20 protein-coding genes are annotated in these 22,661 nt (G+C 64.0%); 9 read left to right on the top strand and 11 right to left on the bottom strand.

The genetic code is table 11. The features are described 5' to 3' along the window. The first annotated feature begins 21 nt into the window (after positions 1 to 21). Positions 22 to 3,018: a preprotein translocase subunit SecA gene (gene secA / locus G584_RS0106185; protein WP_028493841.1), complete on the top strand. Its 2,997-nt coding sequence runs from the start codon at positions 22 to 24 to the stop codon at positions 3,016 to 3,018. Between the two features lie 96 nt (positions 3,019 to 3,114). On the opposite strand, the gene G584_RS0106180 is transcribed toward secA, so the two are convergent. From G584_RS0106180 to G584_RS0106150, 7 genes are all read right to left on the bottom strand, one after another. Then, positions 3,115 to 3,849 carry a YebC/PmpR family DNA-binding transcriptional regulator gene (locus G584_RS0106180; RefSeq protein ID WP_028493840.1) on the bottom strand — a complete coding sequence of 245 codons (735 nt, stop codon included), beginning with the start codon at positions 3,847 to 3,849 and terminating at the stop codon, positions 3,115 to 3,117. Next, positions 3,836 to 5,371, bottom strand: a complete 1,536-nt coding sequence (locus tag G584_RS0106175; protein WP_028493839.1) for a cation:proton antiporter family protein — start codon at positions 5,369 to 5,371, stop codon at positions 3,836 to 3,838. The genes G584_RS0106180 and G584_RS0106175 overlap by 14 nt, the downstream gene beginning before the upstream one ends. A 69-nt stretch (positions 5,372 to 5,440) precedes the next feature. After that, positions 5,441 to 6,076 (bottom strand): DsbA family protein, encoded by a 636-nt coding sequence (locus tag G584_RS0106170; RefSeq protein ID WP_028493838.1) that lies wholly within the window; start codon positions 6,074 to 6,076, stop codon positions 5,441 to 5,443. Positions 6,077 to 6,131: 55 nt separating this feature from the next. Further along, entirely contained in the window at positions 6,132 to 7,076 is a 945-nt protein-coding gene (speE, locus tag G584_RS0106165) for a polyamine aminopropyltransferase (protein WP_028493837.1), read from the bottom strand. Positions 7,077 to 7,080: 4 nt separating this feature from the next. Beyond that, positions 7,081 to 7,482, bottom strand: a complete 402-nt coding sequence (gene speD, locus G584_RS0106160; protein WP_028493836.1) for an S-adenosylmethionine decarboxylase — start codon at positions 7,480 to 7,482, stop codon at positions 7,081 to 7,083. 32 nt (positions 7,483 to 7,514) lie between these two features. Beyond that, the gene (locus G584_RS0106155; RefSeq protein WP_028493835.1) at positions 7,515 to 10,112 is read right to left on the bottom strand and encodes an FtsK/SpoIIIE family DNA translocase; all 2,598 of its coding nucleotides are present in this window, start codon (positions 10,110 to 10,112) and stop codon (positions 7,515 to 7,517) included. A 79-nt stretch (positions 10,113 to 10,191) separates the two neighbouring features. Further along, positions 10,192 to 10,683, bottom strand: coding sequence for an OmpH family outer membrane protein (locus tag G584_RS0106150; protein ID WP_028493834.1), 492 nt, complete (start codon positions 10,681 to 10,683; stop codon positions 10,192 to 10,194). Between the two features lie 97 nt (positions 10,684 to 10,780). Here G584_RS0106150 and G584_RS0106145 point away from each other — a divergent pair, with 97 nt between their 5' ends. Both G584_RS0106145 and G584_RS0106140 read left to right on the top strand, forming a co-directional pair. After that, on the top strand, positions 10,781 to 11,215 hold the full coding sequence (locus tag G584_RS0106145) for a hypothetical protein (RefSeq protein WP_028493833.1): 435 nt from the start codon (positions 10,781 to 10,783) through the stop codon (positions 11,213 to 11,215). Between the two features lie 89 nt (positions 11,216 to 11,304). After that, positions 11,305 to 11,937 (top strand): CBS and ACT domain-containing protein, encoded by a 633-nt coding sequence (locus G584_RS0106140; protein ID WP_028493832.1) that lies wholly within the window; start codon positions 11,305 to 11,307, stop codon positions 11,935 to 11,937. On the opposite strand, the gene pheA is transcribed toward G584_RS0106140, so the two are convergent. Further along, on the bottom strand, positions 11,934 to 12,755 hold the full coding sequence (gene pheA / locus G584_RS0106135) for a prephenate dehydratase (RefSeq protein ID WP_028493831.1): 822 nt from the start codon (positions 12,753 to 12,755) through the stop codon (positions 11,934 to 11,936). The two genes, G584_RS0106140 and pheA, sit on opposite strands and share 4 nt — an antisense overlap. Positions 12,756 to 12,806: 51 nt before the next feature. Between pheA and G584_RS0106130 the strand changes: the two genes are divergently transcribed. Genes G584_RS0106130 through G584_RS0106110 form a run of 5 tightly spaced genes read left to right on the top strand, consistent with a single transcriptional unit; the run spans position 12,807 to position 17,008 of the window. Then, on the top strand, positions 12,807 to 13,556 hold the full coding sequence (locus G584_RS0106130; protein ID WP_028493830.1) for a response regulator: 750 nt from the start codon (positions 12,807 to 12,809) through the stop codon (positions 13,554 to 13,556). Between the two features lie 3 nt (positions 13,557 to 13,559). Further along, positions 13,560 to 14,582, top strand: coding sequence for a lipid II:glycine glycyltransferase FemX (locus G584_RS0106125; protein WP_028493829.1), 1,023 nt, complete (start codon positions 13,560 to 13,562; stop codon positions 14,580 to 14,582). A 54-nt stretch (positions 14,583 to 14,636) separates the two neighbouring features. Continuing rightward, positions 14,637 to 15,188, top strand: a complete 552-nt coding sequence (locus tag G584_RS0106120) for a hypothetical protein (protein WP_028493828.1) — start codon at positions 14,637 to 14,639, stop codon at positions 15,186 to 15,188. Then, positions 15,185 to 16,042, top strand: a complete 858-nt coding sequence (locus tag G584_RS0106115; protein ID WP_028493827.1) for an LptA/OstA family protein — start codon at positions 15,185 to 15,187, stop codon at positions 16,040 to 16,042. Before G584_RS0106120 ends, G584_RS0106115 begins: the two co-directional genes overlap by 4 nt. A gap of 60 nt (positions 16,043 to 16,102) precedes the next feature. Next, positions 16,103 to 17,008: a hypothetical protein gene (locus G584_RS0106110; protein WP_028493826.1), complete on the top strand. Its 906-nt coding sequence runs from the start codon at positions 16,103 to 16,105 to the stop codon at positions 17,006 to 17,008. Here G584_RS0106110 and G584_RS0106105 read toward each other — a convergent pair. Then, positions 17,005 to 18,495, bottom strand: a complete 1,491-nt coding sequence (locus G584_RS0106105) for an ABC transporter ATP-binding protein (protein WP_028493825.1) — start codon at positions 18,493 to 18,495, stop codon at positions 17,005 to 17,007. The genes G584_RS0106110 and G584_RS0106105 overlap by 4 nt on opposite strands. Positions 18,496 to 18,571: 76 nt before the next feature. Continuing rightward, on the bottom strand, positions 18,572 to 19,696 hold the full coding sequence (locus G584_RS0106100; protein WP_028493824.1) for a BMP family lipoprotein: 1,125 nt from the start codon (positions 19,694 to 19,696) through the stop codon (positions 18,572 to 18,574). A 60-nt stretch (positions 19,697 to 19,756) separates the two neighbouring features. On the opposite strand from G584_RS0106100, the gene ligA reads away from it, so the two are divergent. Then, positions 19,757 to 21,781 (top strand): NAD-dependent DNA ligase LigA, encoded by a 2,025-nt coding sequence (ligA, locus tag G584_RS0106095; RefSeq protein ID WP_028493823.1) that lies wholly within the window; start codon positions 19,757 to 19,759, stop codon positions 21,779 to 21,781. On the opposite strand, the gene thyX is transcribed toward ligA, so the two are convergent. Beyond that, positions 21,778 to 22,578, bottom strand: coding sequence for an FAD-dependent thymidylate synthase (gene thyX / locus G584_RS0106090; RefSeq protein WP_028493822.1), 801 nt, complete (start codon positions 22,576 to 22,578; stop codon positions 21,778 to 21,780). The two genes, ligA and thyX, sit on opposite strands and share 4 nt — an antisense overlap. Between the last annotated feature and the right edge of the window lie 83 nt (positions 22,579 to 22,661).

The raw sequence follows: 22,661 nt of genomic DNA, 5'->3' as shown, positions 1-22,661 counted from the left end.
AGGGGTACAATCGGCCTTAGGATGCTGGGCCTCATACGACGGCTTTTTGACAACAACGAGCGGGAGATCGCCCGCTACTACAAGCAAGTGGTGGAGCCCACCAACCGGCTGGAGCCGGAGGTGGAGAAGATTGCCGACCTGGCCGCAGCCTATGCGGAGCTCAAGGAGAAGCACAAAAGGGGGGCGAGCCTCGAGGAGCTTCTCCCCATGGTCTTTGCCTTAACCCGCGAGTCCGCCAAGCGCTACCTGGGCATGCGCCACTTTGACGTGCAGCTCATCGGCGGGGCGGTGCTCCACGAGGGCAAGATCGCGGAGATGAAGACCGGGGAGGGCAAAACCCTGGTGGCTACCCTGGCCGTAGCCTTGAACGCCCTCACCGGCAAGGGTGTTCACGTGGTCACGGTGAACGACTACCTGGCCCGCCGTGACGCCGAGTGGATGGGGCCCGTGTACCGAGGCCTGGGCCTCACGGTGGGGGTCATTCAGCACAGCTCCACCCCCGAGGAGCGCCGCAAGGCCTACTTGGCCGACGTTACCTATGTGACCAACTCCGAGTTGGGCTTTGACTACCTCAGGGACAACATGGCCATTACCCCGGACCAGCTGGTGCTTCGCCACGACACCCCCTTGCACTACGCCATCATCGACGAGGTGGACTCCATCCTGATCGACGAGGCCCGCACCCCCCTCATCATCTCCGGCCCGGCGGAGAAGGCTACGGACCTCTACTACAAGATGGCGGAGATCGCCAAGAAGCTGGAGCGAGGCCTTCCCCCGGAGCCCGGGGTGCGTAAGGAGCCCACGGGGGACTACACCATTGAGGAGAAGAACCGCTCCGTGCACCTCACCCTCCAGGGCATCGCTAAGGCGGAGAAACTCCTTGGGGTGGAGGGGCTTTTCAGCCCAGAGAACATGGAGCTTGCCCACATGCTCATCCAGGCCATCCGGGCCAAGGAGCTCTACCATCGGGACCGGGACTACATCGTCCAGGATGGCCAGGTTATCATCGTGGACGAGTTCACGGGCCGCTTGATGCCGGGGCGGCGTTACGGGGAGGGCCTCCACCAGGCCATCGAGGCCAAGGAGGGGGTCAGGATCGAGCGGGAGAACCAGACCCTGGCCACCATCACCTATCAGAACTTCTTCCGCCTTTACGAGAAGCGGGCCGGTATGACCGGCACCGCCAAGACCGAGGAGAAGGAGTTCCAGGAGATCTACGGCATGGACGTGGTGGTGGTGCCCACCAACCGCCCCATGATCCGGCAGGACTTCCCCGACGTGGTCTACCGCACGGAAAAGGGAAAGTTCTATGCGGTGGTGGAGGAGATCGCCGAGAAGTACGAACGGGGCCAGCCGGTTTTGGTGGGCACCATCAGCATCGAGAAGTCCGAAAGGCTTTCCCAGATGCTTAAGGAGCCCCGCCTCTATCTGCCTCGGCTGGAGATGCGCCTGGAGCTTTTCAAGAAGGCCAGCCAGAAGCAGCAGGGAGAGGAGTGGGAGCGCCTAAGGAAGCTTCTGGAAAAGCCCACCCAGCTTAAGGATGAGGACCTGGCAGCCTTTGAAGGACTTATTCCCCCGAAGGGCAACCTGCGTGCTGCCTGGGAGGGTTTAAAGCGGGCGGTGCATACCCTGAGCATCCTGCGCCAGGGCATTCCCCACCAGGTCCTGAATGCCAAGCACCACGCCAAGGAGGCGGAGATTGTGGCCCAGGCGGGCCGGAGCAAGACCGTCACCATCGCCACCAACATGGCGGGCCGGGGTACAGACATCAAGCTGGGTGGCAACCCCGAGTACCTGGCGGCGGCCCTTTTGGAAAAGGAGGGCTTTGACCGGTACGAGTGGAAGGTGGAGCTCTTCATCAAGAAGATGGTGGCAGGCCAGGAGGAGGAGGCCCGGGCCCTGGCCCAGGAGCTGGGGATAAAGGAAGAGCTCCTGGAAAAGATCCGTCAGATCCGGGAAGAGTGTAAGGCGGACGAGGAAAGGGTGCGGCAACTAGGAGGGCTTTTCATCATCGGCACCGAGCGGCACGAGTCCCGCCGCATCGACAACCAGCTTCGGGGCCGGGCCGGGCGCCAGGGGGACCCGGGGGGAAGCCGCTTCTACGTCAGCTTTGACGATGACCTTATGCGCCTTTTCGCCTCAGACCGGATTATCGCCATGCTGGACCGCATGGGCTTCGATGACTCTGAGCCTATCGAGCACCCCATGGTGACCCGTTCCATCGAGCGGGCCCAGAAGCGGGTGGAGGACCGCAACTTTGCCATCCGCAAGCAGCTTTTGCAGTTTGACGATGTGATGGCCCGCCAACGGGAAGTCATCTACGCCCAGCGCCGCCTTATCCTTCTGGGCAAGGATGAGGAGGTAAAGGAGGCAGCCTTGGGCATGGTGGAGGAAACGGTGGCGGGAATTGCGGAAAACATCCTTAATCCTCAGGTGCATCCCGAGGACTGGGACCTGGATGCCCTGAAGGCCACTCTCCTGGACACCGTGCCCCAGCTTGCAGACTTCCCCTTTGAGGAGCTTCGTACCTTAAAGCCGGAAGAGGGTGTGGAGCGCCTGGTGCAGGCGGCCTTGAAGGCCTACGAGGTCAGGGAGCAGGAACTTTCCCCTCCCCTGATGCGGGCGGTGGAGCGCTTCGTGATCCTCAACGTGGTGGACTCCGCCTGGAAGGAGCATCTCCATAACCTGGATGTGCTCCGCCAGGGTATCTTCCTGCGGGGCTACGGGCAGAAGGACCCCTTCCAGGAGTACAAGATCGAGGCCACCCGGCTGTTCAACGACATGGTGGGCTTCATCAAGGGGGAGGTGGCCAAGTTCCTCTTCCGCCTCAAGGTGGAGGCGGAGCCGGTGCGCCCGGTGCGGGAGGCTCCTTACGTGCCCGTGCCCACCCCCAAGGAGGAGGTTCGGCCCTTTGGTGTGGAGAAGAAGCGCCTCGCCACCCCGCCGCCCCAGCCGGGCCTTTCCCGGGCTGAGCGCCGAAGGCTCATGCGGGAGGAGAGGAAGCGCAAGAAGGAGTAGGGTCCTTTCCCGTGAGCTTTCCCGGGGCGTTCCAGAACTTGGCCGGAAGGGACTTACCGGGTTCCCCACCTTGGCTTTCGCCAAGGTGGGGCGGTACTAGGCCTCCACCTGGAGGCTTGCGGGGTCCAGGTTGGTGTAGACGTGTTGCACGTCGTCCAGGTCCTCCAAAGCCTCCACCAGGCGCATGACCTTGGCAGCTTCCTCAGGGGGCAAGGCCACGGTGTTCTGGGGATGTTGCACCACCTCCACGGCCTCCACAGGTATGCCCCGCCTTTTAAGCTCCTCGGCCATGCGGTAGGTTTCGCTGGGGTCGGTGTAGATGGTTAGGCTTTCCCCTTCCTCCTCAAGGTCGAGGGCCCCGAGTTCTATGGCTGCTTCCTGGGCGGCCTCGGAGTTCTGGCAGACAATCACCCCTTTGCGTTCAAACTGCCAGGCCACGCTCCCACTGGCTCCCAGGGAACCCCCGTACTTGTTGAAGACGTGGCGCACTTCGCTCGCGGTGCGGTTGCGGTTTTCCGTGAGGGCGTAGACGAGAAGGGCTACCCCGCCGGGGGCGTAGCCCTCGTAGACGATCTCCTCGTACTGCTCGGCGCTTTCCCCACCCCCTTGTAGCTTCTGTAGGAGACGCTCGATGTTTTCCAAGGGGACGTCGTCAGCGCGGGCAGCTTCGATGGCGTTGCGAAGCTGGACGTTGGCCTCCGGGTAGGGGCTCCCCCCTGCCCGGGCTGCTGCCTGGATGGCCCGGAGGTGCTTGGAGATGATCTTGCCGCGTTTGAGGTCGTTGGCGGCTTTTTTACGTTTGATCTGTGCCCACTTGCTATGACCGGCCATGGCTCACCTCACCCATTATAGCCAGCCTTTCCAGCACCTTCTCCGCCAGGCGTTCCCCGGCCTCGCGGAAGGGGTGGAAGAGGAGGGAGACGCCGGCGGCTTCTAGGATGGGGTCTTCCTCCAGGTGGAAGCTGGTGGCGGCCAGGATCCCCTTAAAGCCCCGTTCCTTGAGCCAGCGGGCGGCGAGGACCTTGGCTTCGAGGTCCGGCAGGGCCAGGACCACCGCCTTAAGCCCTGTAAGGTCCAGACGTTCCCAAAGCTCGGGGTCCTCCGCGTCCCCGTAGAGGACCTTCCGCCCCTTGGCCTGGTGGCGGCTTACCTTTTCGGGGTCCGCGTCCAAGCCCACGGGATGCTCGCCCTTGGCCTCCAGGATGCGGTAAACGGCCCCCCCGGTGCGACCCATGCCCACGATGAGCACCGTGGCCCCTTCCAGGCGCTCGGGTTCCTGGTCGGGGTGACGCCCCTGGCGTTCCAGGGGAAGGAGGCGGGCCTCGAGGCGCTTGTAGAGGCTATGGCTGTACCGGGCAAGGGGTGCGGAAATCGCCATGGAAAGGGCCACCAGGAGGGCTAGAGTGGAAAGGCTATGGGGGAGAAGCCCCGCCCGCTCCAGCACGACCCCCACAATGAGGGCAAACTCCGAGTAATTGCCCAGGTACATGCCGCTCACGAAGGCGGTGCGGGCCCGAAGCCCGAAGAGGAGAAACAGGGCGAAGAAGAGAGGGGTCTTGACCAGGGCCAGGAGGAGAAGGGACAGGACCACCCCGAGTTCCACGCCCTGTAGGCCTTCCCTGAGGCCGATATCTAGGAAAAAGGCCACCAAAAAGGCCTCCTTGAGGCTCCAAAGCCCCTTGGCCATTTCCCCTCCTTTTTCGTGGCCCGAGAGGAGGATTCCCGTGATTAAGGCCCCTAGTTCGGGGGACAACCCCACCTGGCGGAAGCCTTCTCCCCCGAGGAGGGCAAGGCCTAGACCGAAGAGCACCAGTAGTTCTTCGTGGCCGCTTTTTTCCAGAAGCCAGGCCACGGCAGACCTGAGAAGGGGCAGGAGGAGAACCAGCCCTACCCAGGGGCTTATCTGGTTCTCGCCATAAAGGGTGATAAGGCCCACCGCCACCAGGTCCTGCAGGACCAGGATGCCCACGCTGAGGCGGCCATGGTAGGTGGTGAGTTCCTTCTTGTCCTCGAGGACCTTTCCCACCAACACGGTGCTGGAAAAGGCCAGGGCGATGGCCAGGGGAAGGTTTCCCACAACGAGAAACGCGAGAAGGGCGAAAAGCAGGAGGTGGAGGCCGCCTACTCCCAAGATGCGGGGCTCCAGAAGGTCCTGAAAGCGGAGCTTCAACCCCACGGTGAAAAGGAGAAGAAGCACCCCGATCTCCGCCGCACGGTGCAGGAATTCCGTTTCTCTTAAGCCCATCCCGTGCAGGGCGAAGCCCGCTCCCAAATAACCCACCAAGGGGGGAAGCCCTAGGCGGCTGGCCAAGAGGCCCAGGGCGAAGGCGGTAGCCACCCAGAGGGCTTCCACGGCTTCCAGGGTACCAGACCCGTATGGGACAAGGGGGGTGTACCCCCCCTTGTACCTACACCGAAAGGCTCACTTCTTTTCTGCCAGGGCCTTGTCCAAGAGGGTCTTCCACTCCTCGTACGGTAGGAAGCCCGTGTGCTTTTCGCCGGCGATGAAGAAGGTGGGAGTACCGGTGAGGCCCAGGTCCGAGGCCAGCTTCTGGTCGGCTAGGACCCCCTCACGGTGCTTATTCGAGGACAAACACTGGGCAAAGGTGTTTTCATCCAGTCCCATCTGCCCCGCTAGATCCACCAAATAGCGGTCCAGCACGCTCCCCTGCAGGTTCCCCCAGCTGGAGGCGGCCCGGAAGAGAACCTCGTGGTACTCGTAGTAGCGCCCTTGGTCGGCGGCGCAGGCGGCGGCCTCGCTGGCCCGGATCACGTTGGCCTGGCCGGGGAAGGGGAAGTCGCGGAAGAGATAGCGCACCTTTCCGGTGTCGATGTACTCGGCCTTAAGTTGGGGAAGGACGTTTAAGACGTGGTTCTGACAGTGAGGGCAGAGGTAGTTGGAAAAGTCCACCACCACCACGGGGGCATTGGGGTCGCCCAGGGCAAAGCGGGCACCTTGGGCGGGGTCTAGTCCGACTTTTCCCTTGGGACCCCAGAGAATCCAACCCAGGCCCAAAAGGGCCAGGGCTATCCCTACGAGGACTATAACGCGTTGCATGGGCTTACTCTACCATGTCCCGGATGAGAAGCCCCAGAGGGCTCCGCAAGCCCGCCTAGCCCTGGTAGGGGGCCTGGCGGGCCTCTCCTTCAGGGGTGACGTAGAAGGGATTCTGGTCGGTGGATACCAGGGTTTCCCTGTCTATGGCCTCCTGGATGTCCTTGGGCAGGATGAACATGGCCTCGAGATAGGGAGCGGAGAGATGTCGTAAAGCCAGTTGCCGTTCCCGGATGCGGGCTTCGATGACCCCTTCGGAGAAGGCCGCAGGGTCAAAGGCATCCGAGGCCAGGAGAAAGCCAAAGTTCAGGAAGAAGCCGGGGATGTGGTTCTTGTAGCTCCGCACATAGCGGAAAGCTTCCCGCACCGTGCGGTGCACCACAGGATGGACGCGGTGGTGGGTGAGCATGATCATCCCCGCCTGCATGCCCATGATCCCGCCCGGGTTCAGGTGGGCCTTCACCAGACGGTAAAACTCCACGGTGTAGAGGAGCCTTGCAGGGTTATCCTCCCCCACGGGGTCCGTGAGGTCGATGATGACGACATCATACGTTTCCTGGGTGCGCTCCAGGTAAGCCCGAGCGTCATCGATGATCAGGACCGTCCGGGGATCCTCGAAGGCTCCCTGGTGCCATTCGGGCATGTGGCGCTTGGCCACCTCCACCAGCTCCCCGTCGATGTCCACCATCACCGCCCGTTCCACGGTGGGGTGCTTGAGCACCTCCCTCAGGGTAGCCCCTTCCCCGCCTCCCACGATAAGCACGGTTTTGGGTTCGGGGTGGGAGAGCATGGCCGGGTGGACCAAGGTTTCGTGGTAGACGTACTCGTCCCTTTCCGTGCTCTGCACGTCCTTGTCCAGGACCAGCACCTTGCCGAAGCCTTTCGTTTCAAAGAGAAAGTAGTCCTGGTACTTGGTGCGGCCGGAGGCGATCACCCTTTCCATGCGCCGCACCATGGTCTCGTAGGGGGTGATGTGCTCAAAAAAGTACATGCCGTAGTCCATAGCTTCAACCTCCTTGCTGGTCGCCAAAGGCCCGGCGCTTGATGGCGTGTTCCGTTCCCCGCCAGTAGCGGAAGGCCGATTCCTCCTTGGCCCCGAAGGCCCGGGAGAGCCCCTTCAGGACCTCCTCGGGGTCCACCCCATCCCGGTAGAAATAGAGGTCCAGGGTGGCGGAGGCGTTGTCCTCAGGCCAGGTGTGGATCATCACCGCTGCCACCGGGCTCACCACCGCTGCGGAAAGTCCCTGGGGATGAAACTTGTACACCACCGACTGGGCCGAACCCCTGGGTGCCCCCAGGCGCATCACCGCGTCCAGGAGGGCTGCCTCCACCATCTTGGGGTTTTCCAAGACGTCCAGGTCGCAACCGTAGATCTCTGCCACCCAGCGCCCGCCCGGCACCGTTTCCACAAAGGGCCATGATAGCACACCCTTGCCCGAATTTACCCGAAGAAGTCCTTGAGCTGTTCTTTGCTGATGAGTACCTCTCGGGGCTTGGACCCCTTGGAGGGGCCCACGATTCCCATGGCCTCGAGGGCATCCATCAGCTTTCCGGCCCGGGCGTGGCCGATGGAAAGGCGGCGTTGCAAGCGGCTTACGGAGCCGTAACCCTCCTCCACCACGATCTCCGCTGCCTTCTTGAGAAGGGGATCGGAGAAGTCCACTTCGCCCAGGCCGGTCCCTTCTGGCCCCTTGGGGGGCTCAAAGTCCTGGCCGTAGGCCTCGGCGAAGCGGTCCTCGTAACTCTGCCCCCTGAGGAAGCCCGCCAGGCGCCCTACCTCCTCTTCGGAGAGGTAGGGTACCTGCAGGCGCACGGGCTTGGGAAGCCCCGGCTGGTAGAAGAGGGCATCCCCCTGGCCGATGAGCTTTTCCGCTCCTTGGGTGTCCAGGATGGTGCGGGAGTCGAAGCCGCTGGACACGGCAAAGGCCAGGCGGGCGGGGATGTTCACCTTGATGAGGGAGGTGAGGATGTCCACGCTGGGCCGCTGGGTGGCCAGGATAAGGTGCATGCCCGTGGCCCGAGCCATCTGGGCCAGGCGCAAAATGGCGGATTCCACCTCCTTGGGGGCGGTCATCATCAGGTCGGCCAGCTCGTCCACCACGATGATCAGGTAGGGAAGGGTTTCCCCGCCCTCCTTCTCCATCTTGGCGTTGTACTGTTCCAGGTTCCTGGCCCCCACCCCGCTTAGGAGCCGGTAGCGCCGTTCCATGTGGGCCACCGCTCCTTGGAGGACCCCGGCGGCTTCCTCGGGGCTGGTGACCACGGGGCGAACCAGGTGGGGGATGCCCTCGTAGGGGGTGAGCTCCACCATCTTGGGATCGATGAGGAGGAAGCGCAAGGAGGTGGGGAGGTGCTTATAGAGGAGGCTTGCGATAAGGACGTTGATGGCCACGCTCTTGCCGCTTCCTGTGGAACCCGCGATAAGGAGGTGGGGCATTTTGGCGAGATCCCTCACCCAGATCTCTCCCTCGATGCTCTTGCCCAGGACCAGGGGCAGAAGGGCCTTGGCGTTTTGGAAGGCAGGGGAGAGGACCGCCTCGGAAAAGCGCACCAGCTCCCTTTTGGGGTTTGGCACCTCGAGGCCCACGGTGTTCTTTCCAGGGATGGGGGCTTCGATGCGGACCGCCCCCACCGCCAGGGCCCGGGCCAGGTCGTTTTGCAGGCTCTGGATGCGGCTGATCTTTTCCCCGGGGGCAGGCAGAAGCTCGTAGCGGATCACGGAGGGGCCGCGGGCGTGGCCCACCACCTCCGCCTGCACCCCGAAGTGCTTGAGGGTGTCGGCGATGGTGCGCTTTAGCCTTTCCACCTCCTCCTCCAGGACCCGGGCGGTTCCCTTGGGCTCCGGGGGGTCCAGGAGGTCCGGGGTGGGGAGGGCCAGGGCCGTGCTCTGGGCAGGGGAGGGCGAGGGAGGATCCGGTTGGACCTGGGCTGGGGAAGGTTCGGGGAAGACCAGGTCCAGGTCAAAGGGTTCCGGTCCAGGGGAAGGGGGTGGGGGAGAAACAGCGGGCGGGGGATTCCCCGTGAGCAGGGCCCTCAGCCCCTCGGCCTGGGCCTCGGGATGGCGGTAGAGGAAGGATAGCCAAGAGGAGAGCTCTTCGTAGCGCCCCTCGAGGTCCTGGACCAGACCGGAAAGTTCCTCCCAGCGGGCCTTGCGCTCTTCCCGAAGCCTTAGGCCCTGGACCAGGCCTCCCACGCTGGGCTTGGGCGCGGGAAAGGTGAGAAGGGCTTTCAAGCGGGATAAAAGGGCCTGGGCCTCGAGGTGAAGGGCTGCCCGCCGTTCTTCCAGGGCATCCCGCAAGGGACCTTCCCCGGGCACAGGGGTTTTCAAGCCTTGGAGAAGGGCTTGGAGCCGGGGTTCCAGGGGCCTTTGGTCCTCTTCCATCTGCCGCTTCAGCTCGGCGGCCCGCTCCTTCAGGAACTCCCTTAAAGCCTTTTCCACCCCCGGGAGTTCTGCGGGGGAGAGGTTCTGCGCCAGGGCCTTTAGGGCAGTGTGTTCGGGGTAAAAGCGGGCGAGGAGGCGGATCCTTCGCCTGAGGAGAAGGACCTTTAGACGGTGGCGGATCCGGCGCACGCCCTCCACCCCTAGGCGCAGGCCGGTGAGGAGGAGGTGAAGAGGAGGTTTTCGCCGCCAGAAGTCCAGGACCAGGGAGGCCAGGATAGGGGGAAGGAGGAAGCCCAGGGCCCCCACCTTGGCCTCCAGAAAGGACCGCATTTCCCCGCCCACCCGTCCCGAAAAGGGTTGCCCCAGGAGGGGAAGGAGGGCGAAGGCCAGGAGGTAAAGGAAAAGCAGGTGGCGAAGGAGAGGCTTTAGGGGTTTATTCCGGAAGAGGAAGGCCCCTAGGAGGAAAAGGCTTGGCGGAAGGAGGTAGGCGGGTAGGCCCAGCGCCTGGTAGAGGGTTTCCCGGAGGAAGGACCCGAAGGCCCCCGTGGGTAAGGGTAGAAGAGGAGCGGCGAGGAAGACCCCCGCCCCCAAGGCCACTGTACCCAGGGCCTCGAGGTCGCGGTTTCGGCTGGGCCTAGCCGGTTTTCGCTTCGCCATCGGAAGGATTATAACCTGGCGGCAAGGACAGGAAAAGGGAAGCCCGGGGCATGCTTTCCCCGGGTCTGAGGTTAGAGGGCTACTTCTTCAACTCTCTAATCACCGCCTGGGTGAGGTCGGTGTCCTCGTCGGCGTAGACCACCAGCCCCGATTGGGCTGCCACCTGGCGGCTCATGACCACGGCAAAGCCCTGGGCCTTGGCCACCTTGGCGATGGCCTGGTCCACCTCCTCCAGGATGGGCTTAAGCACCGGATTCTGCCGGTCCTGCCATTTCTTCAGGGTGTCCTGGTAGGTCTTGAGGAGGGCCTCGTAGTCCTGGCGTTCCTTGGCTGTGGCCTGGCCTGAACGGATCTTTTGGTCCAGGGGCTTGAGTTTCTCCTCCAAGGGAGCCAGCTCCTTGCGGGCTTGGGCCTGGAGGTCTTGCACCTTCTTGTAGTCGGGGTGGGCCTGCACTAGGGCATCGGCATCCACGAACCCCACCCGGGTGGCCACGTTCCTGTTCTGGGCCAGCATGGGGGCAAGGAGGGCACCAAGGGCCAATAGGAGGGCTGCTAGGGAAAAGCGCTTCATAGGAGAAAGCCTAAGGCCTTAGGGTGAAGGGTGCGTGAGAGAAGTCCCTCTTTCGCTTTGTCCTAGGTGGGGGTACCATGCATGGAGGAGGTGGATTATGCGCAAAGTGCTCTGGATGTTGGCGTTGTTGGCCTTAGGCACGGGAGCTTTTGCCCAGCGGGCGGTGTCCTTCCGCCTATCCCTGCCCCCGGCGGGGCTGGGACTGGGCCTCGAGGCACCCTTAGAGCGCAACCTGGCCTTCCGGGGATTTGTGGACCTCTTTCCCGGTGGGCCTGGTTTCCTAGTGGCGGGTGAGGTGCTGTTCAAAACTGACCTGGGCCAGTTGGATGGGGATCTCAGGGGGATACGTCCCTATTTCGGCGGGGGGCTCGCCGGCTACTTTGTCGGTCCGGGTGAGGTGGGGATTCATCTCTCCCTGGGGGTGGAGTTCCTCCTGGACGCCCGCACAGGGATCTTCCTGGATGGGGAGTATTTCTACGCCTTTGGGGGAGGGCGCTTCCCCCGCACGGTAATCGGGGCCAATCTGCGCTAGGTTAGGACCCATGTCCCCCGTCCAGGCTCTCTGGACGGGGGACATTTTTCCCGCCAACCCTGGGTAGACTGAGAACCGGAGGTGAAGCCATGCTGGTCAGGGACTGGATGACCAAGGACCCCCTCACCGTGGCCCCGGATACCCCGGTGCTGGAGGCCATCAACCTTTTGAAGAACAAGGGTTTCCGGCGGTTGCCGGTGGTAAAGGACGGGAAGCTCATTGGCCTGGTCACCGACAAGGACCTCAAGGACGCCATGCCCTCCAAGGCCACCACCCTCTCCGTGTGGGAGATGAACTACCTCCTCTCCAAGCTCACGGTGCAGGAGGTTATGGCCAAGCCCGTGATCACCGTGGAGGCCGACGCGCCCCTGGAGAAGGCAGCCCTTTTGATGGAGGAGAGGAAGATCGGCGGCCTCCCGGTGATGGAAGGGGATAAGCTGGTGGGCATCATCACCGTGACCGATGTCCTGAGGGCTTTCATTGAGGTGTTAGGGCTCAAGATGGGGGGCTTGCGCATCACCGTGGACATCCCGGATGTGCCCGGGGCCCTGGCCCAGATGGCCCGGGCGGTTCCCCCGGCCAACATCGTGTCCATCGCTACCGCTGCCCACTTGAACGGGTACCAGCGCTTGGTCCTGAGGGTGGTAGGGGAGGATGTGGAGGGTGTCCCTGACCGGCTTCGGGCTGCCGGGGAGCGGGTGGTGGACGTACGCCCCGGTTAGACGCCGTTGCGGTAGGCGGGATAGGAGCCCAGAACCTTAAGGAAGGCGGCCCGTCTGAGAAGGCCCAGAAGGGCTTGGGCGGGGCCGGGATCTTCCAGGTGGCCCTCGAGGTCCAGGTAGAAGAGGTAGCTGAAGGGCTTATCGCGCCTAGGCCGCGACTCCAGCTTGGTGAGGTTCACCCCGGCCTCGGCGAACACGGAAAGAGCTTCCAAAAGCCCCCCGGGCCGGTGGCGCACGGCGAAGACGATGCTGGTCTTGTGGGGACCTTCTCCCTTTGGGGCTTCCTCTCGCCCGATGACGAAAAAGCGGGTGTAGTTGTGGGGATAATCCTCGATGTTTTCCGCCAGCACCTTTAGGCCGTAAAGCTCCGCGGCCCGCCGGCTGGCGATGGCCCCCACCCCGGGCTCGGGGTTCTCCGATAGGGACCGGGCTGCCCCTGCCGTGTCAAAAACCGGGATGGGGGTAAGGCGCATGCGGGCCAGGAAACCGTCGCACTGGGCTAGGGCCTGGGGATGGCTTTTGACCGCCTTGAGGTCTTTGAGTTCGGTGCCCTCGGGAGCGAGGAGGCAGTGCTCCACCCGGTGGATGATCTCTCCCACCACGTGGAGGTCGCTTTCCAGGAGCAGGTCGTAGGTCTGGTTGATGCTGCCTGCGGTGGTGTTCTCCACGGGCACCACCCCGAGTTCCGCTTCCCCTGCTTCCACCGCTTCGAAGACCTGGTGGAAGGTGGGAAAGCCTATGGGGGTAGAGCCGGGAAAGTTCCTGAGGAGGGCCTCCTCGCTATAGGCTCCTTCCGTTCCCTGGAAGGCGATCCTCATGCCCTCCATCCTACCGCTTCCCGTAGACAGGGAAAAGGTGCCTCCCTTAGCATGGCCTTTGTGGCGCGGCTGCTTGTGGTGGACGATGACCTCCGCCTGCTGCACCTTTTGGAGTTGCTCTTTTCCGGGGCGGGCCATCAGGTGGTGCTGGCGGATTCGGCCAAAGCGGCCCTGGAGTACCTGCGCAGGGAAACCCCGGATCTGATTCTCTTGGACATCATGATGCCGGATATGGATGGCCTCACCCTTTTGGGGCGCATCCGGGCGGTGCGGCGCCTAGCCAAGGTGCCGGTGATCATGTTCACCGGGGGTGGCAGGGAGCTGGAGGGACCCAGCCGGGCTTTGGGGGCGGATCTTTTCCTGGAGAAGCCCGTTTCCAGCCGCCGGCTCAAGGAGGTGGTGGAGAACCTTCTTGCCCGGGAAGGGTATGTGCTGCCCGGCGGGGAACGGGTGAATAGCCTCGAGGAGGTGGGTAGCCGCTTGCGGCATGCCTTGCCTGAGGAGGCCCGCTTCAAGCTTCTTTGGCGAAAGACGGCAAGCCGCCGTGCCCTTCTGCAAAACCTTTTGGCCAAGGGCTGGACCGAGGCCCTTTTGCGGCGCATTCTCCCCGGTGAATACGACCTCTATGACCTCCTGGGCCACCTGGCCTTCGGCTGGCCTTTGGTGCCCTTGAGGGAGCGGGCGGCCCGGGTGCAGGACCCTCGCCTGGTTTCCCACCTGGAGGCCTATTTGGAGGAGAAGCGGCTACCCCTGGAGGGGAACGGCCTCCTAGAAGAGCTGGCCCAGGCCCTGTACGCTTAGGGGGTGGCCGAGCTTTTAGAGATCACCGATCCTGAGGCCTGGAACCGGCTGGTTTCCAGCCTCCCCATCACCAGCGCCCTGCAGTCCTGGGGCTGGGGGGAGGTGAAGCGGCTTTCCGGCTGGGTGCCCAGGCGGCTTGCGGTCTACGGAAAGGAGGGGCTTCTGGGGGCGGCCCAGGTGCTGCTGCGCCCCCTGCCTGGGGGTCTCCGCCTGGCCTATGCCCCTAGGGGACCTGCCCTTTCCCGCCTCGAGGACCTGCCCCTGGTGGCTAAGGCCCTGGCCCAGGGGGTGCGGGGTACCCACCTGGTCCTCGAGCCCGAAGCGGGATTGCCGGCGGGGGAACCTCCCCCCACCTTCCCTGGCCTCCTCCTCGAGGAATCCATCCAGCCTGCCTATTCTGTATGGCTGGACCTCACCCAAGGGGAAGAAGCCCTCCTTAAGGGGATGAAGGAGATGCACCGCCGCAACGCTCGCCTGGCCCTCAAGCGCACGGAGCTTTGCGTGGAGGGGGAGGAGGCCTTTCCCGAGTTCTTCCGCCTCTTTGAGGAGACCAACCGTCGGGCCAAGCTCCTGCAGCACGCAAAGGAGTACTACCAGGCGGTGCTCAGGGAGATGAACCAGCCCTATGGGGAGGCCTTCTTGGCCGTGGCCCGTAGGGAGGGGGAGGCCTTGGCGGCGGGGCTTTTCGTGGCCTTCGCCGGTAAGGTGGACTACCTTTATGGGGGAAGCAGCCGCGCCCACCCCGAGGCCAAGGCTCCCATGGGCATGCACCTGGCGGCCATCCGCCATGGGATCGGACGCGGCTACCGCATCTACGACCTCTGGGGCGTGCCCAGGACCCCGGAGGGCAGCCACGCGGAGGGGATATGGCGCTTCAAGGAGGGGTTTGGGGGTAGGCGCGTCCAGTTTCCCGCCTACACCCTGCCCCTTTCCCCCCTCTACCGTCCCTTGAAGCTCCTCCTGCGCCTGCGCAAGACCTGGGTGAACCTGCGGGTACGGGGGAACCCGCGGGATGTCTTAGGCTGAAAGGGCTTGCGGGTCTTGTCATCTTTCTCAAGGGGCCTTGGGTAAGGTGGGAAGGTGGTGCGGCTCCCCCTTCTTCTTGTTGTCATCTTCGGTGTGATTTTTTGGTTCCTCCGGCCCCCGCCCAAGCCCTTGCCCACGGAAGGCGTGCGCCTTAAGGGGGTGGAGTTCTACCTTTTCCCCGAGGAGGAGGGGGTGGAGTGGCGGTTCACCGCCCAGGAGATGGTGGAGGAGGGAGGAGTTTTCCGCATCCAGGGGGGGCTTAGGGGGGAGCGCTATGTGGGGGACCGGTTGGACCTGCGCCTTTTCGCCCCCGAGGTGGCGGTGGAGCCAGGGGACAACCTGCGGGCTCCTTTCGCCCGGGTGGAGATCCTGAAGGGATGCTTCCGCCTCCAGCTTTCCGCCCCGGGCAGGGGGGAGGTCCTCATCCGTCAGAAGGAGGGGTTTTTCGCCCCCTGGGTGCGGATTGAGGCCCCTAACCTTAGGGGGGAGGCCCAGGGCTTTCGCTCGGATTTCGGCATGGAGCGCATAGAGGCGGAAAGCCCGCGGTTTGAGTTTCCCGCGGGTGGCACCTTTGGTCCTTGTGCCGTGGAAGGAGGTAGCCCATGAGAAGGTGGGTTTGGTTGTCCCTTTTGGGTTTGGCCTTGGCCGCTTCCGGGGTCCGGGTTATTCAGGTGGAAGGGGGTCGGCTTTCAGGGGACCTGCGCTACGGTCCCTGGACCTTTGAGGGGGAGGTGAGGGGCCGGGTGAAGGATCTGGAGATCCGCTCCCCCAAGGCCACCCTCACCGCTCCCAAGGGCAAGACCATGCAGGAAGCGGAGGGGGAGCGGGAGGCCCGCTTTGAGGGCGGGGTGGTGGTGCGCCGGGGCCGGGTGGAGGCCAGGGGGCCGGTTCTGGTCTACCGGGAGAAAACCGGGGAGGGGGAGCTTCTGGGCCCGGCCCGCATGCGCCAGGAGCCCAAGCCGGGGGAGGACCCGGTGGAGGTGGAGGCGAGCCGCATGACCTTCCAGGTGGACACGGACACCTCCAGCAGCGAAAATGCCCTCCTAAGGAGCGGGAACCAGGAGGGGCGGGCCGCCTTTGTCTACTATGAGGAGGAGAAGGGCCTGGCGGTGTTCACCGATCCCAAGGAGGTGGTCCTCACCCGCAAGCGCAAGGACGGGGACCTGGTGATCCGGGCCAAGGAGGTGCGGAGCCTCACCGGAACCAAAAAACTCATCGCCACCGGGGGGGTGCGGCTCCAGGATGGGGATCTGGTCACCACGGGGGAGAGCCTCTACTACGACGATACCACCGGGGAGGCCATCGTTTTGGGCAGGCCGGCGGTGAGCGAGAACAAGAAGGAGGGGTTCAGGCTTTCGGGGAACACGCTCCAGCACAATGTGAACCGCCACCAGGTGCGGGTTTACGGCAAGGAGTTCCGCCTGCCCGTGGGGGAGTTTAGGAAGCTTGGGGAGAAGTAGGCGGGGTTCAAGGTGCTCCTCTCTCGCCCTTGCCGCCGTGCCCCAAGGTTCCTCCTTGGGGTGGCCGCCCTTTGCCTCCTCGCCCTGGCCCAGGAGGTCTTCCACCCCCAGGTGGAGCTCACCCGGAAGGAGAAGAAGGTGGTGGCCTGGGTGAGCGGGGAGGAGGGAAGCCTCTTCTACGCGGACTACGGCGACCTCCTGGTGGGGGAGCTGCAAGCCCTTTCCCCCGAGAGGGTCCAGGTGGAGAACCGAGCCTTCTTCAGGGATCTGGGAAGCGCGGTGGAGGAGGGGTTGAAGGTGGGGGAAAGGGTGGAGGTGGCCTATAACCCCGATTGGGAACAGGAGGGGCTTCCCTACCTGATGCGTTTGCGAAGGGCCGGCGAGGGGAAAGGGGAGCGCTACCTCCGGCTCGTCCTCTTTGACCCCAAGGGGGTGGAGGTGCGCCTGGGGGAGGAGGTGGAGGCCAGGGGGCCCCTGGCGGTGGTGGAGCGGGGTGGGGTGGAGGAGCTCTTCCTCTCCGGGGGAGAGGCCCGGTACCTGGAGGAGGAAGGCCGGCTGGAGCTAAGGCCGGCTCCCGGAAAGGTGGCGGTGGCCCAAGGGCAGGTGCGGGTGGAGGGGCGGAGGCTCCGCTACCGAAACGACACCGGGGAGGCCCTATTGGAGGGTCCCCTGGAAGTACGCCGCGAAGGGGAAAAACCCCTTTCGGGCAAGGCGGGTTCCTTGCGCTATCTTCTGGACGAGGACCGGCTTTGGCTTCTCGGAGGGGTGGAGTTTACCCAGGGCGGGCGCACCACCAAGGCTGAGCGGGCGCTTCTTAGGGAAAAGGAAGGGTACGCCTTCCTATATGGGAAGGTGGAAAGCCGGGATGAAAGGGGTGTGGTGCGGGGGGAGCGGGTGCGCTACGCCCTGAAGACCGGGGAGGTGGTGGTCCTGGGCGGGGTGGCCGGGGAGTTCCGCGGCGACTAGGCGGGCACGCCCGCCATCAGGAGGCCTAGGCGCTCTTCCTTGGCTTCCTCCGGGGTGAGTTCTCCCACAATGCGCCCCTCGTACATGACCAGGATGCGGTCTGAGAGGCTGATCACCTCGGAAAGGTCGGCGGAAACCAGAAGCACCGCCAGGCCCTGGTCGCGGGCCTCCACCAGGCGCTGGTGGATAAACTCTATGGCCCCCACGTCCACGCCCCGGGTGGGCTGGGCGGCGATGAGGAGGCGGGGCCTCCGCAAAAGCTCCCTGCCCACCACGATCTTCTGCTGGTTCCCCCCGGAGAAGCGCCGGGCGGAGAGGTCCGTGGAGCGAGGGCGGACGTCAAAGGTTTCCACCAGGGTCCGGGCGTGCTGCTCCATGGCCTTCCCGTCCAGAAAGCCCAGGAAGCTCCGGAAGGGGGGGCGGTGCTGGTCCCCTAGGATGGCGTTTTCCCGCACGGAGAAGTCCAGGACCAAACCCCTAGCAAGCCGGTCTTCGGGAATATGGCTCAAGCCCGCCTCCCGGACCTTGAGGGCCAGGTGGGGAAGAGGGCGGCCCAGGTAGCGCACCGTTCCCCGGTACTTGCGCAGGCCCGCCAGGGCCTCCACCAGCTCGCTCTGGCCGTTCCCTTCCACCCCGGCGATGCCCACGATCTCCCCAGCCCGTACGAAGAAGCTCACCCCCCTTAGCCTGGGGGGCGCCTCGAGGCCCTCCACCTCCAGCACCACCTCGCCGGGCCGGGCAGGGCCCTTTTCCACCCTCAGGACCACCTCCCTTCCCACCATCATCCGGGCCAGCTCCTCCAAGGAGGTTTCCGGGGTCTTCACCGTGCCCACCACCCTTCCGTCCCGGATCACCGTGACCCGGTCGGACACGGAAAGCACCTCCTTCAGCTTGTGGCTGATGAAGATGGCGGCGTTTCCCCTGGCCACATAGGCCCTGAGAAAGCGGAAAAGCTCCTCTGCCTCCTGGGGGGTTAGGACGGCGGTGGGTTCGTCCAAGATGAGGATTTTGGCCTGGCGGTAGAGGGCTTTGAGGATCTCCACCCGCTGCTGCAAGCCCACGGGGAGGTTCTCGATGCGCTCGTCCAGGGGGACCTGGAAGCCCAGCTCCTCCATGAGGGCGGTGGCCCGCTTCCTGGCCTCGTCCAGATTGAGGTATAGAGGGCTTCCCGGCTCGAGGCCCAGGACCAGGTTCTCCAGCACGGTGAAGGGCTCCACCAGCATGAAGTGCTGGTGGACCATGCCGATGCCGTGGGCGATGGCGTCCAGGGGGCTCTTGGGTCGGTAGGGTTTGCCGTCCACCCACATCTCCCCTTTGTCCGGCGGCTGCAGACCGTAGACGATCTTCATCAGGGTGGACTTCCCCGCCCCGTTCTCCCCCACCAGGGCCAGGACCTCGCCCCAGTTCAGGTCCAGGCTGATGTGGTCGTTGGCCAGGACCAGGGGGAAGCGTTTGGTGATGCCCTTGAGCACCAGGGCCTTTGCGATGGTTCCGCTAGCCTCCACGCCCGGAGTATACAAAAAGGCCGGGGGAACCCCCGGCCTAGGTTAGGTAGCCCTTCTTTTAGCGCTTTTCAGGTACCTTGAGCTGGCCCTTGATGATCTGTTGCTTCAAAACCTCCAGCTTGCTCACCACCGCAGCGGGGATCAGGGCCTTGTTGTACTCGTCCAGGGCGTAGCCCACCCCGTTGTTGGCCAGGCCGAACTCCCGCACCCCACCCTTGAAGGCCTTCTGGACCACGCTCTTGATGACCTCGTAGGTGGCCACGTCCACCCGCTTCAGCATGGAGGTGAGGCCGTGGTTCAGGGTGTTGGGGTTGTTGTCGGTGTCCCCTAGGTAGTTCTGGTTGGCGTCTACCCCGATGAAGAAGAGGGGGGTGGCCTTGGTGCCGTCGGTGCCGCAGGTCTTGGTGTAGTCGGCGTACTTGGGCACCTTGGCGTAGGGGTCCGCCTTCCGTACGAAGCGGATGGCCCCGCCTTCCTTCAGGCACTTGGCCTGCTTCACGTAGTCGATGAGTCCCAGGCCCGAACCACCGGCAGCGGCGTAGATGATGTCGGCTCCCTGGCGCACCTGGGCGGCGGCGATCTCCTTGGCCTTGGCGGGGTCGTTCCAGGCGGCGGGGGTGTTGCCCACGTACCCCACCAGGACCTTGCCCTGGATCTTGTCCTCCTTGAAGGCGTACTCTGCCCCGGCCCGGAAGCCCGCCTCAAACTTGTGGATGAGGGGGATGTCCATGCCGCCGATGAAGCCCACCACCCCGGTGCGGGTCATCTTGCCGGCGATGTAGCCCACCAGGAAGCTTCCTTCGTGCTCCCGGAAGACCAGGCCTAGGGCGTTGGGCAGCTTGCCTTCCCCGGGGACGGCGTCGATCACCGCAAAGTTTACCTTGGGGAACTCCTTGGCGGTGGCGGTGATGGCGGGCTCGTTGGCGAAGCCCACCCCGATCACCAGGTCAAAGCCCTCCTCGGCGAAGGTGCGGATGCCCTGGCCCACCTGGGAGGGGTCGGCGGGTTCGAAGTCGAAGAGCTTAACCCCGAAGTCCTTGGCCGCCTTCTGGGCTCCTTCCCAAGCGGATTGGTTAAAGGAGCGGTCAAACTTGCCGCCCGCATCAAAGGCGATTCCCACACGCACCTGGGCCAAGCCCAGGCCTAAGGCCAATACCGCCAAAAGGGCCACAATACGTTTCATCTGCCACCTCCTATGGCATTTCGCCGTAGGGCATTATACCTGGTTCGGTAAACTCGAGGCATGACCCTGGAAGAGGCACGCAAACGGATCAACGAGCTCCGGGACCTCATCCGCTACCACAACTACCGTTACTACGTCCTGGATGCCCCGGAGATCTCCGATGCCGAATACGACCGGCTTTTGAGGGAGCTTAAGGAGTTGGAGGAACGCTTTCCCGAGCTCAAAAGCCCGGATTCCCCCACGGAGCAGGTGGGGGCTAAGCCCCTCGAGGCCACCTTCCGCCCCATCCGCCATCCCACCCGCATGTACTCCCTGGATAACGCCTTCACCCTGGAGGAGGTCAGGGCCTTTGAGGAGCGGATCGAGCGGGCCTTGGGGAGGAAGGGGCCCTTCGTGTACACGGTGGAGCACAAGGTGGATGGCCTTTCCGTGAACCTCTACTACGAGGAAGGGATTCTGGTATGGGGGGCCACCCGGGGGGACGGGGAAACAGGGGAGGAGGTCACCCAGAACCTCCTCACCATCCCCACCATTCCCCGAAGGCTTCAAGGGGTACCGGAGCGCCTCGAGGTCCGGGGCGAGGTGTACATGCCCATAGAGGCCTTCCTCCGCCTCAACGAGGAGCTGGAGGAAAAGGGAGAGAAGATCTTCAAAAACCCCAGGAACGCCGCCGCCGGCTCCCTCAGGCAGAAGGACCCCCGGATCACCGCAAGGAGGGGCCTCAGGGCCACCTTCTACGCCTTGGGCCTCGGCCTGGAGGAAAGCGGGCTCAAGACCCAGCTGGACCTCCTTCACTGGCTTAGGGAGAAGGGATTTCCCGTGGAGCACGGCTTCGCCCGGGCAGAAGGGGCAGAGGGGGTGGAAAGGATCTACCAGGACTGGCTGAAGGAGCGGCGAAGCCTGCCCTTTGAGGCGGATGGGGTGGTGGTGAAGCTGGATGAGCTTTCCCTCTGGCGGGAACTGGGGTACACCGCCCGGGCCCCGCGCTTTGCCATCGCCTACAAGTTCCCCGCGGAGGAGAAGGAAACCCGCCTGCTGCAGGTGGTCTTCCAGGTGGGGCGCACGGGCAGGGTGACGCCGGTGGGCATCCTGGAGCCCGTCTTCATTGAGGGAAGCGAGGTCAGCCGGGTTACCCTGCACAATGAAAGCTACATCGAGGAGCTGGACGTGCGCATCGGGGACTGGGTCCTGGTGCACAAGGCGGGGGGGGTGATCCCCGAGGTCCTCAGGGTCCTGAAGGAGAAGAGGACTGGGGAGGAGAGATCCATTCGCTGGCCGGAAACCTGTCCCGAGTGCGGCCACCGCCTGGTCAAGGAGGGCAAGGTGCACCGCTGCCCCAATCCCTTGTGCCCGGCCAAACGCTTTGAGGCCATCCGTCACTACGCCTCCCGCAAGGCCATGGACATCGGGGGCCTCGGGGAGAAGCTCATTGAGAAGCTCCTGGAAAAGGGCTTGGTGAAGGATGTGGCCGACCTTTACCGGCTTAAGGAGGAGGACCTGGTGGGCCTCGAACGCATGGGGAAGAAGAGCGCAGGGAACCTTCTCCGCCAGATTGAGGAGAGCCGGAGCCGGGGCCTGGAGCGGCTCCTCTATGCCCTGGGGCTGCCGGGGGTGGGGGAGGTTCTGGCCCGCAACCTGGCGGCCCACTTCGGCACCATGGACCGCCTCCTCGAGGCCACCCTGGAGGAACTCCTCCAGGTGGAGGAGGTGGGGGAGCTCACCGCCCGGGGGATTTACGAAACCCTGCAGGACCCTGCCTTCCGGGACCTGATAAGGCGCCTCAAGGAGGCTCGGGTGGAGATGGAGGCCAAGGAACGGGGGGAGGAGGCTTTAAAGGGCCTTACCTTCGTCATCACCGGGGAGCTTTCCCGCCCGCGGGAGGAGGTGAAGGCCCTCTTAAGGCGCTTAGGGGCTAAGGTGACCGACTCCGTGAGCCGCAAGACCAGCTACCTGGTGGTGGGGGAGGCCCCGGGGAGCAAGCTGGAGAAGGCCCGGGCCCTGGGGGTGCCCACCTTGACGGAGGAGGAGCTGTACAGGCTCATAGAGGAGCGCACGGGGAAGCGTGTGGAAACCTTAGCTTCCTAGAGCTGGTGGCTGCGTGGGAAGATCTTTTCCAGGGCCTCCTGGAGCCTGGAACCGGACAAGCCAAGCTCTTTGAGGGCCTTTTCGTAAAGCTCCGGGGTGAGAAGCCCCTGGAGGGCCTTAATTTCCGTATGGGAGAGATGGGCTCCCTTTAATACGTGCTCCTCAAAGCTCTGCCAGGCCAGGGGCACATGGGCCTTGACGATCTCGGCGATGGCCTTAGCGTACTGCCTTATCTCCCACTGGGCATGGGGGTCCAGGCGCAGGGCCAGGAAGTGGAAAAGATTGTGGAGGTCCTGCTTCCAGTAGAACTCGGTGTAGAGGTTTAGGGGCAGGACCATGCGGGCCATCTCCCGGGCAATCCCCTTTTCCAGAAGGGTTTGGTAGGCCTGGTAGGCCTCCCGCTCCACCCCTTTGAGGAGAAGGGAGGCTTCCTCATCGGAAAACTCCCCCTCGGAGCCTTGCTTGTTCCGCCGGGCTTGTTTCCGCCACGCTTGTGGCTCGTAAAACTCCTCCTTGAGAACGGAGTAGCGACCGGAGATCTCGTTCACGCTGGCGGTGCGGTGGCGAAACCACTGGCGCACCACGAAAATGGGAGCCTTCACGTGGAACTTGAACTCCACCATCTCAAAGGGGCTGGTGTGGCGGTGGCGCATGAGGTAGTCGATGAGGGCGGCGTCCTCCCGCACCGTCTTGGTGCCGGGGCCGTAGGATACCCTGGCCGCCTGGACGATGGAGGCATCGCTTCCCATCACCTCCACCAGGCGCACGAATCCCTTGTCCAAAACCGCAATCTCCATGTCCTTGAGTCTACTTGCCCTTTGGCCCAAAGGGATCTACCCTAAGCTCATGCGGGTCCGCACCCCCTTTGCCTGCACCAGGT

The organism is Thermus antranikianii DSM 12462, assembly GCF_000423905.1.
GTDB classification, from domain to species: Bacteria; Deinococcota; Deinococci; order Deinococcales; family Thermaceae; genus Thermus; species Thermus antranikianii.
This window is presented reverse-complemented; position numbering and strand designations above follow the sequence as displayed.

Bases quoted from the DNA above. Each gene is read 5' to 3' on its own strand.
- G584_RS0106180 (WP_028493840.1), bottom strand. From the start codon at position 3,849: ATGGCCGGTCATAGCAAGTGGGCACAGATCAAACGTAAAAAAGCCGCC.
- secA (WP_028493841.1), top strand. From the start codon at position 22: ATGCTGGGCCTCATACGACGGCTTTTTGACAACAACGAGCGGGAGATC.
- G584_RS0106150 (WP_028493834.1), bottom strand. From the start codon at position 10,683: ATGAAGCGCTTTTCCCTAGCAGCCCTCCTATTGGCCCTTGGTGCCCTC.
- G584_RS0106145 (WP_028493833.1), top strand. From the start codon at position 10,781: ATGCGCAAAGTGCTCTGGATGTTGGCGTTGTTGGCCTTAGGCACGGGA.
- ligA (WP_028493823.1), top strand. From the start codon at position 19,757: ATGACCCTGGAAGAGGCACGCAAACGGATCAACGAGCTCCGGGACCTC.
- G584_RS0106130 (WP_028493830.1), top strand. From the start codon at position 12,807: ATGGCCTTTGTGGCGCGGCTGCTTGTGGTGGACGATGACCTCCGCCTG.
- G584_RS0106115 (WP_028493827.1), top strand. From the start codon at position 15,185: ATGAGAAGGTGGGTTTGGTTGTCCCTTTTGGGTTTGGCCTTGGCCGCT.
- G584_RS0106170 (WP_028493838.1), bottom strand. From the start codon at position 6,076: ATGCAACGCGTTATAGTCCTCGTAGGGATAGCCCTGGCCCTTTTGGGC.
- G584_RS0106155 (WP_028493835.1), bottom strand. From the start codon at position 10,112: ATGGCGAAGCGAAAACCGGCTAGGCCCAGCCGAAACCGCGACCTCGAG.
- G584_RS0106100 (WP_028493824.1), bottom strand. From the start codon at position 19,696: ATGAAACGTATTGTGGCCCTTTTGGCGGTATTGGCCTTAGGCCTGGGC.
- G584_RS0106140 (WP_028493832.1), top strand. From the start codon at position 11,305: ATGCTGGTCAGGGACTGGATGACCAAGGACCCCCTCACCGTGGCCCCG.
- pheA (WP_028493831.1), bottom strand. From the start codon at position 12,755: ATGAGGATCGCCTTCCAGGGAACGGAAGGAGCCTATAGCGAGGAGGCC.
- speE (WP_028493837.1), bottom strand. From the start codon at position 7,076: ATGGACTACGGCATGTACTTTTTTGAGCACATCACCCCCTACGAGACC.
- thyX (WP_028493822.1), bottom strand. From the start codon at position 22,578: ATGGAGATTGCGGTTTTGGACAAGGGATTCGTGCGCCTGGTGGAGGTG.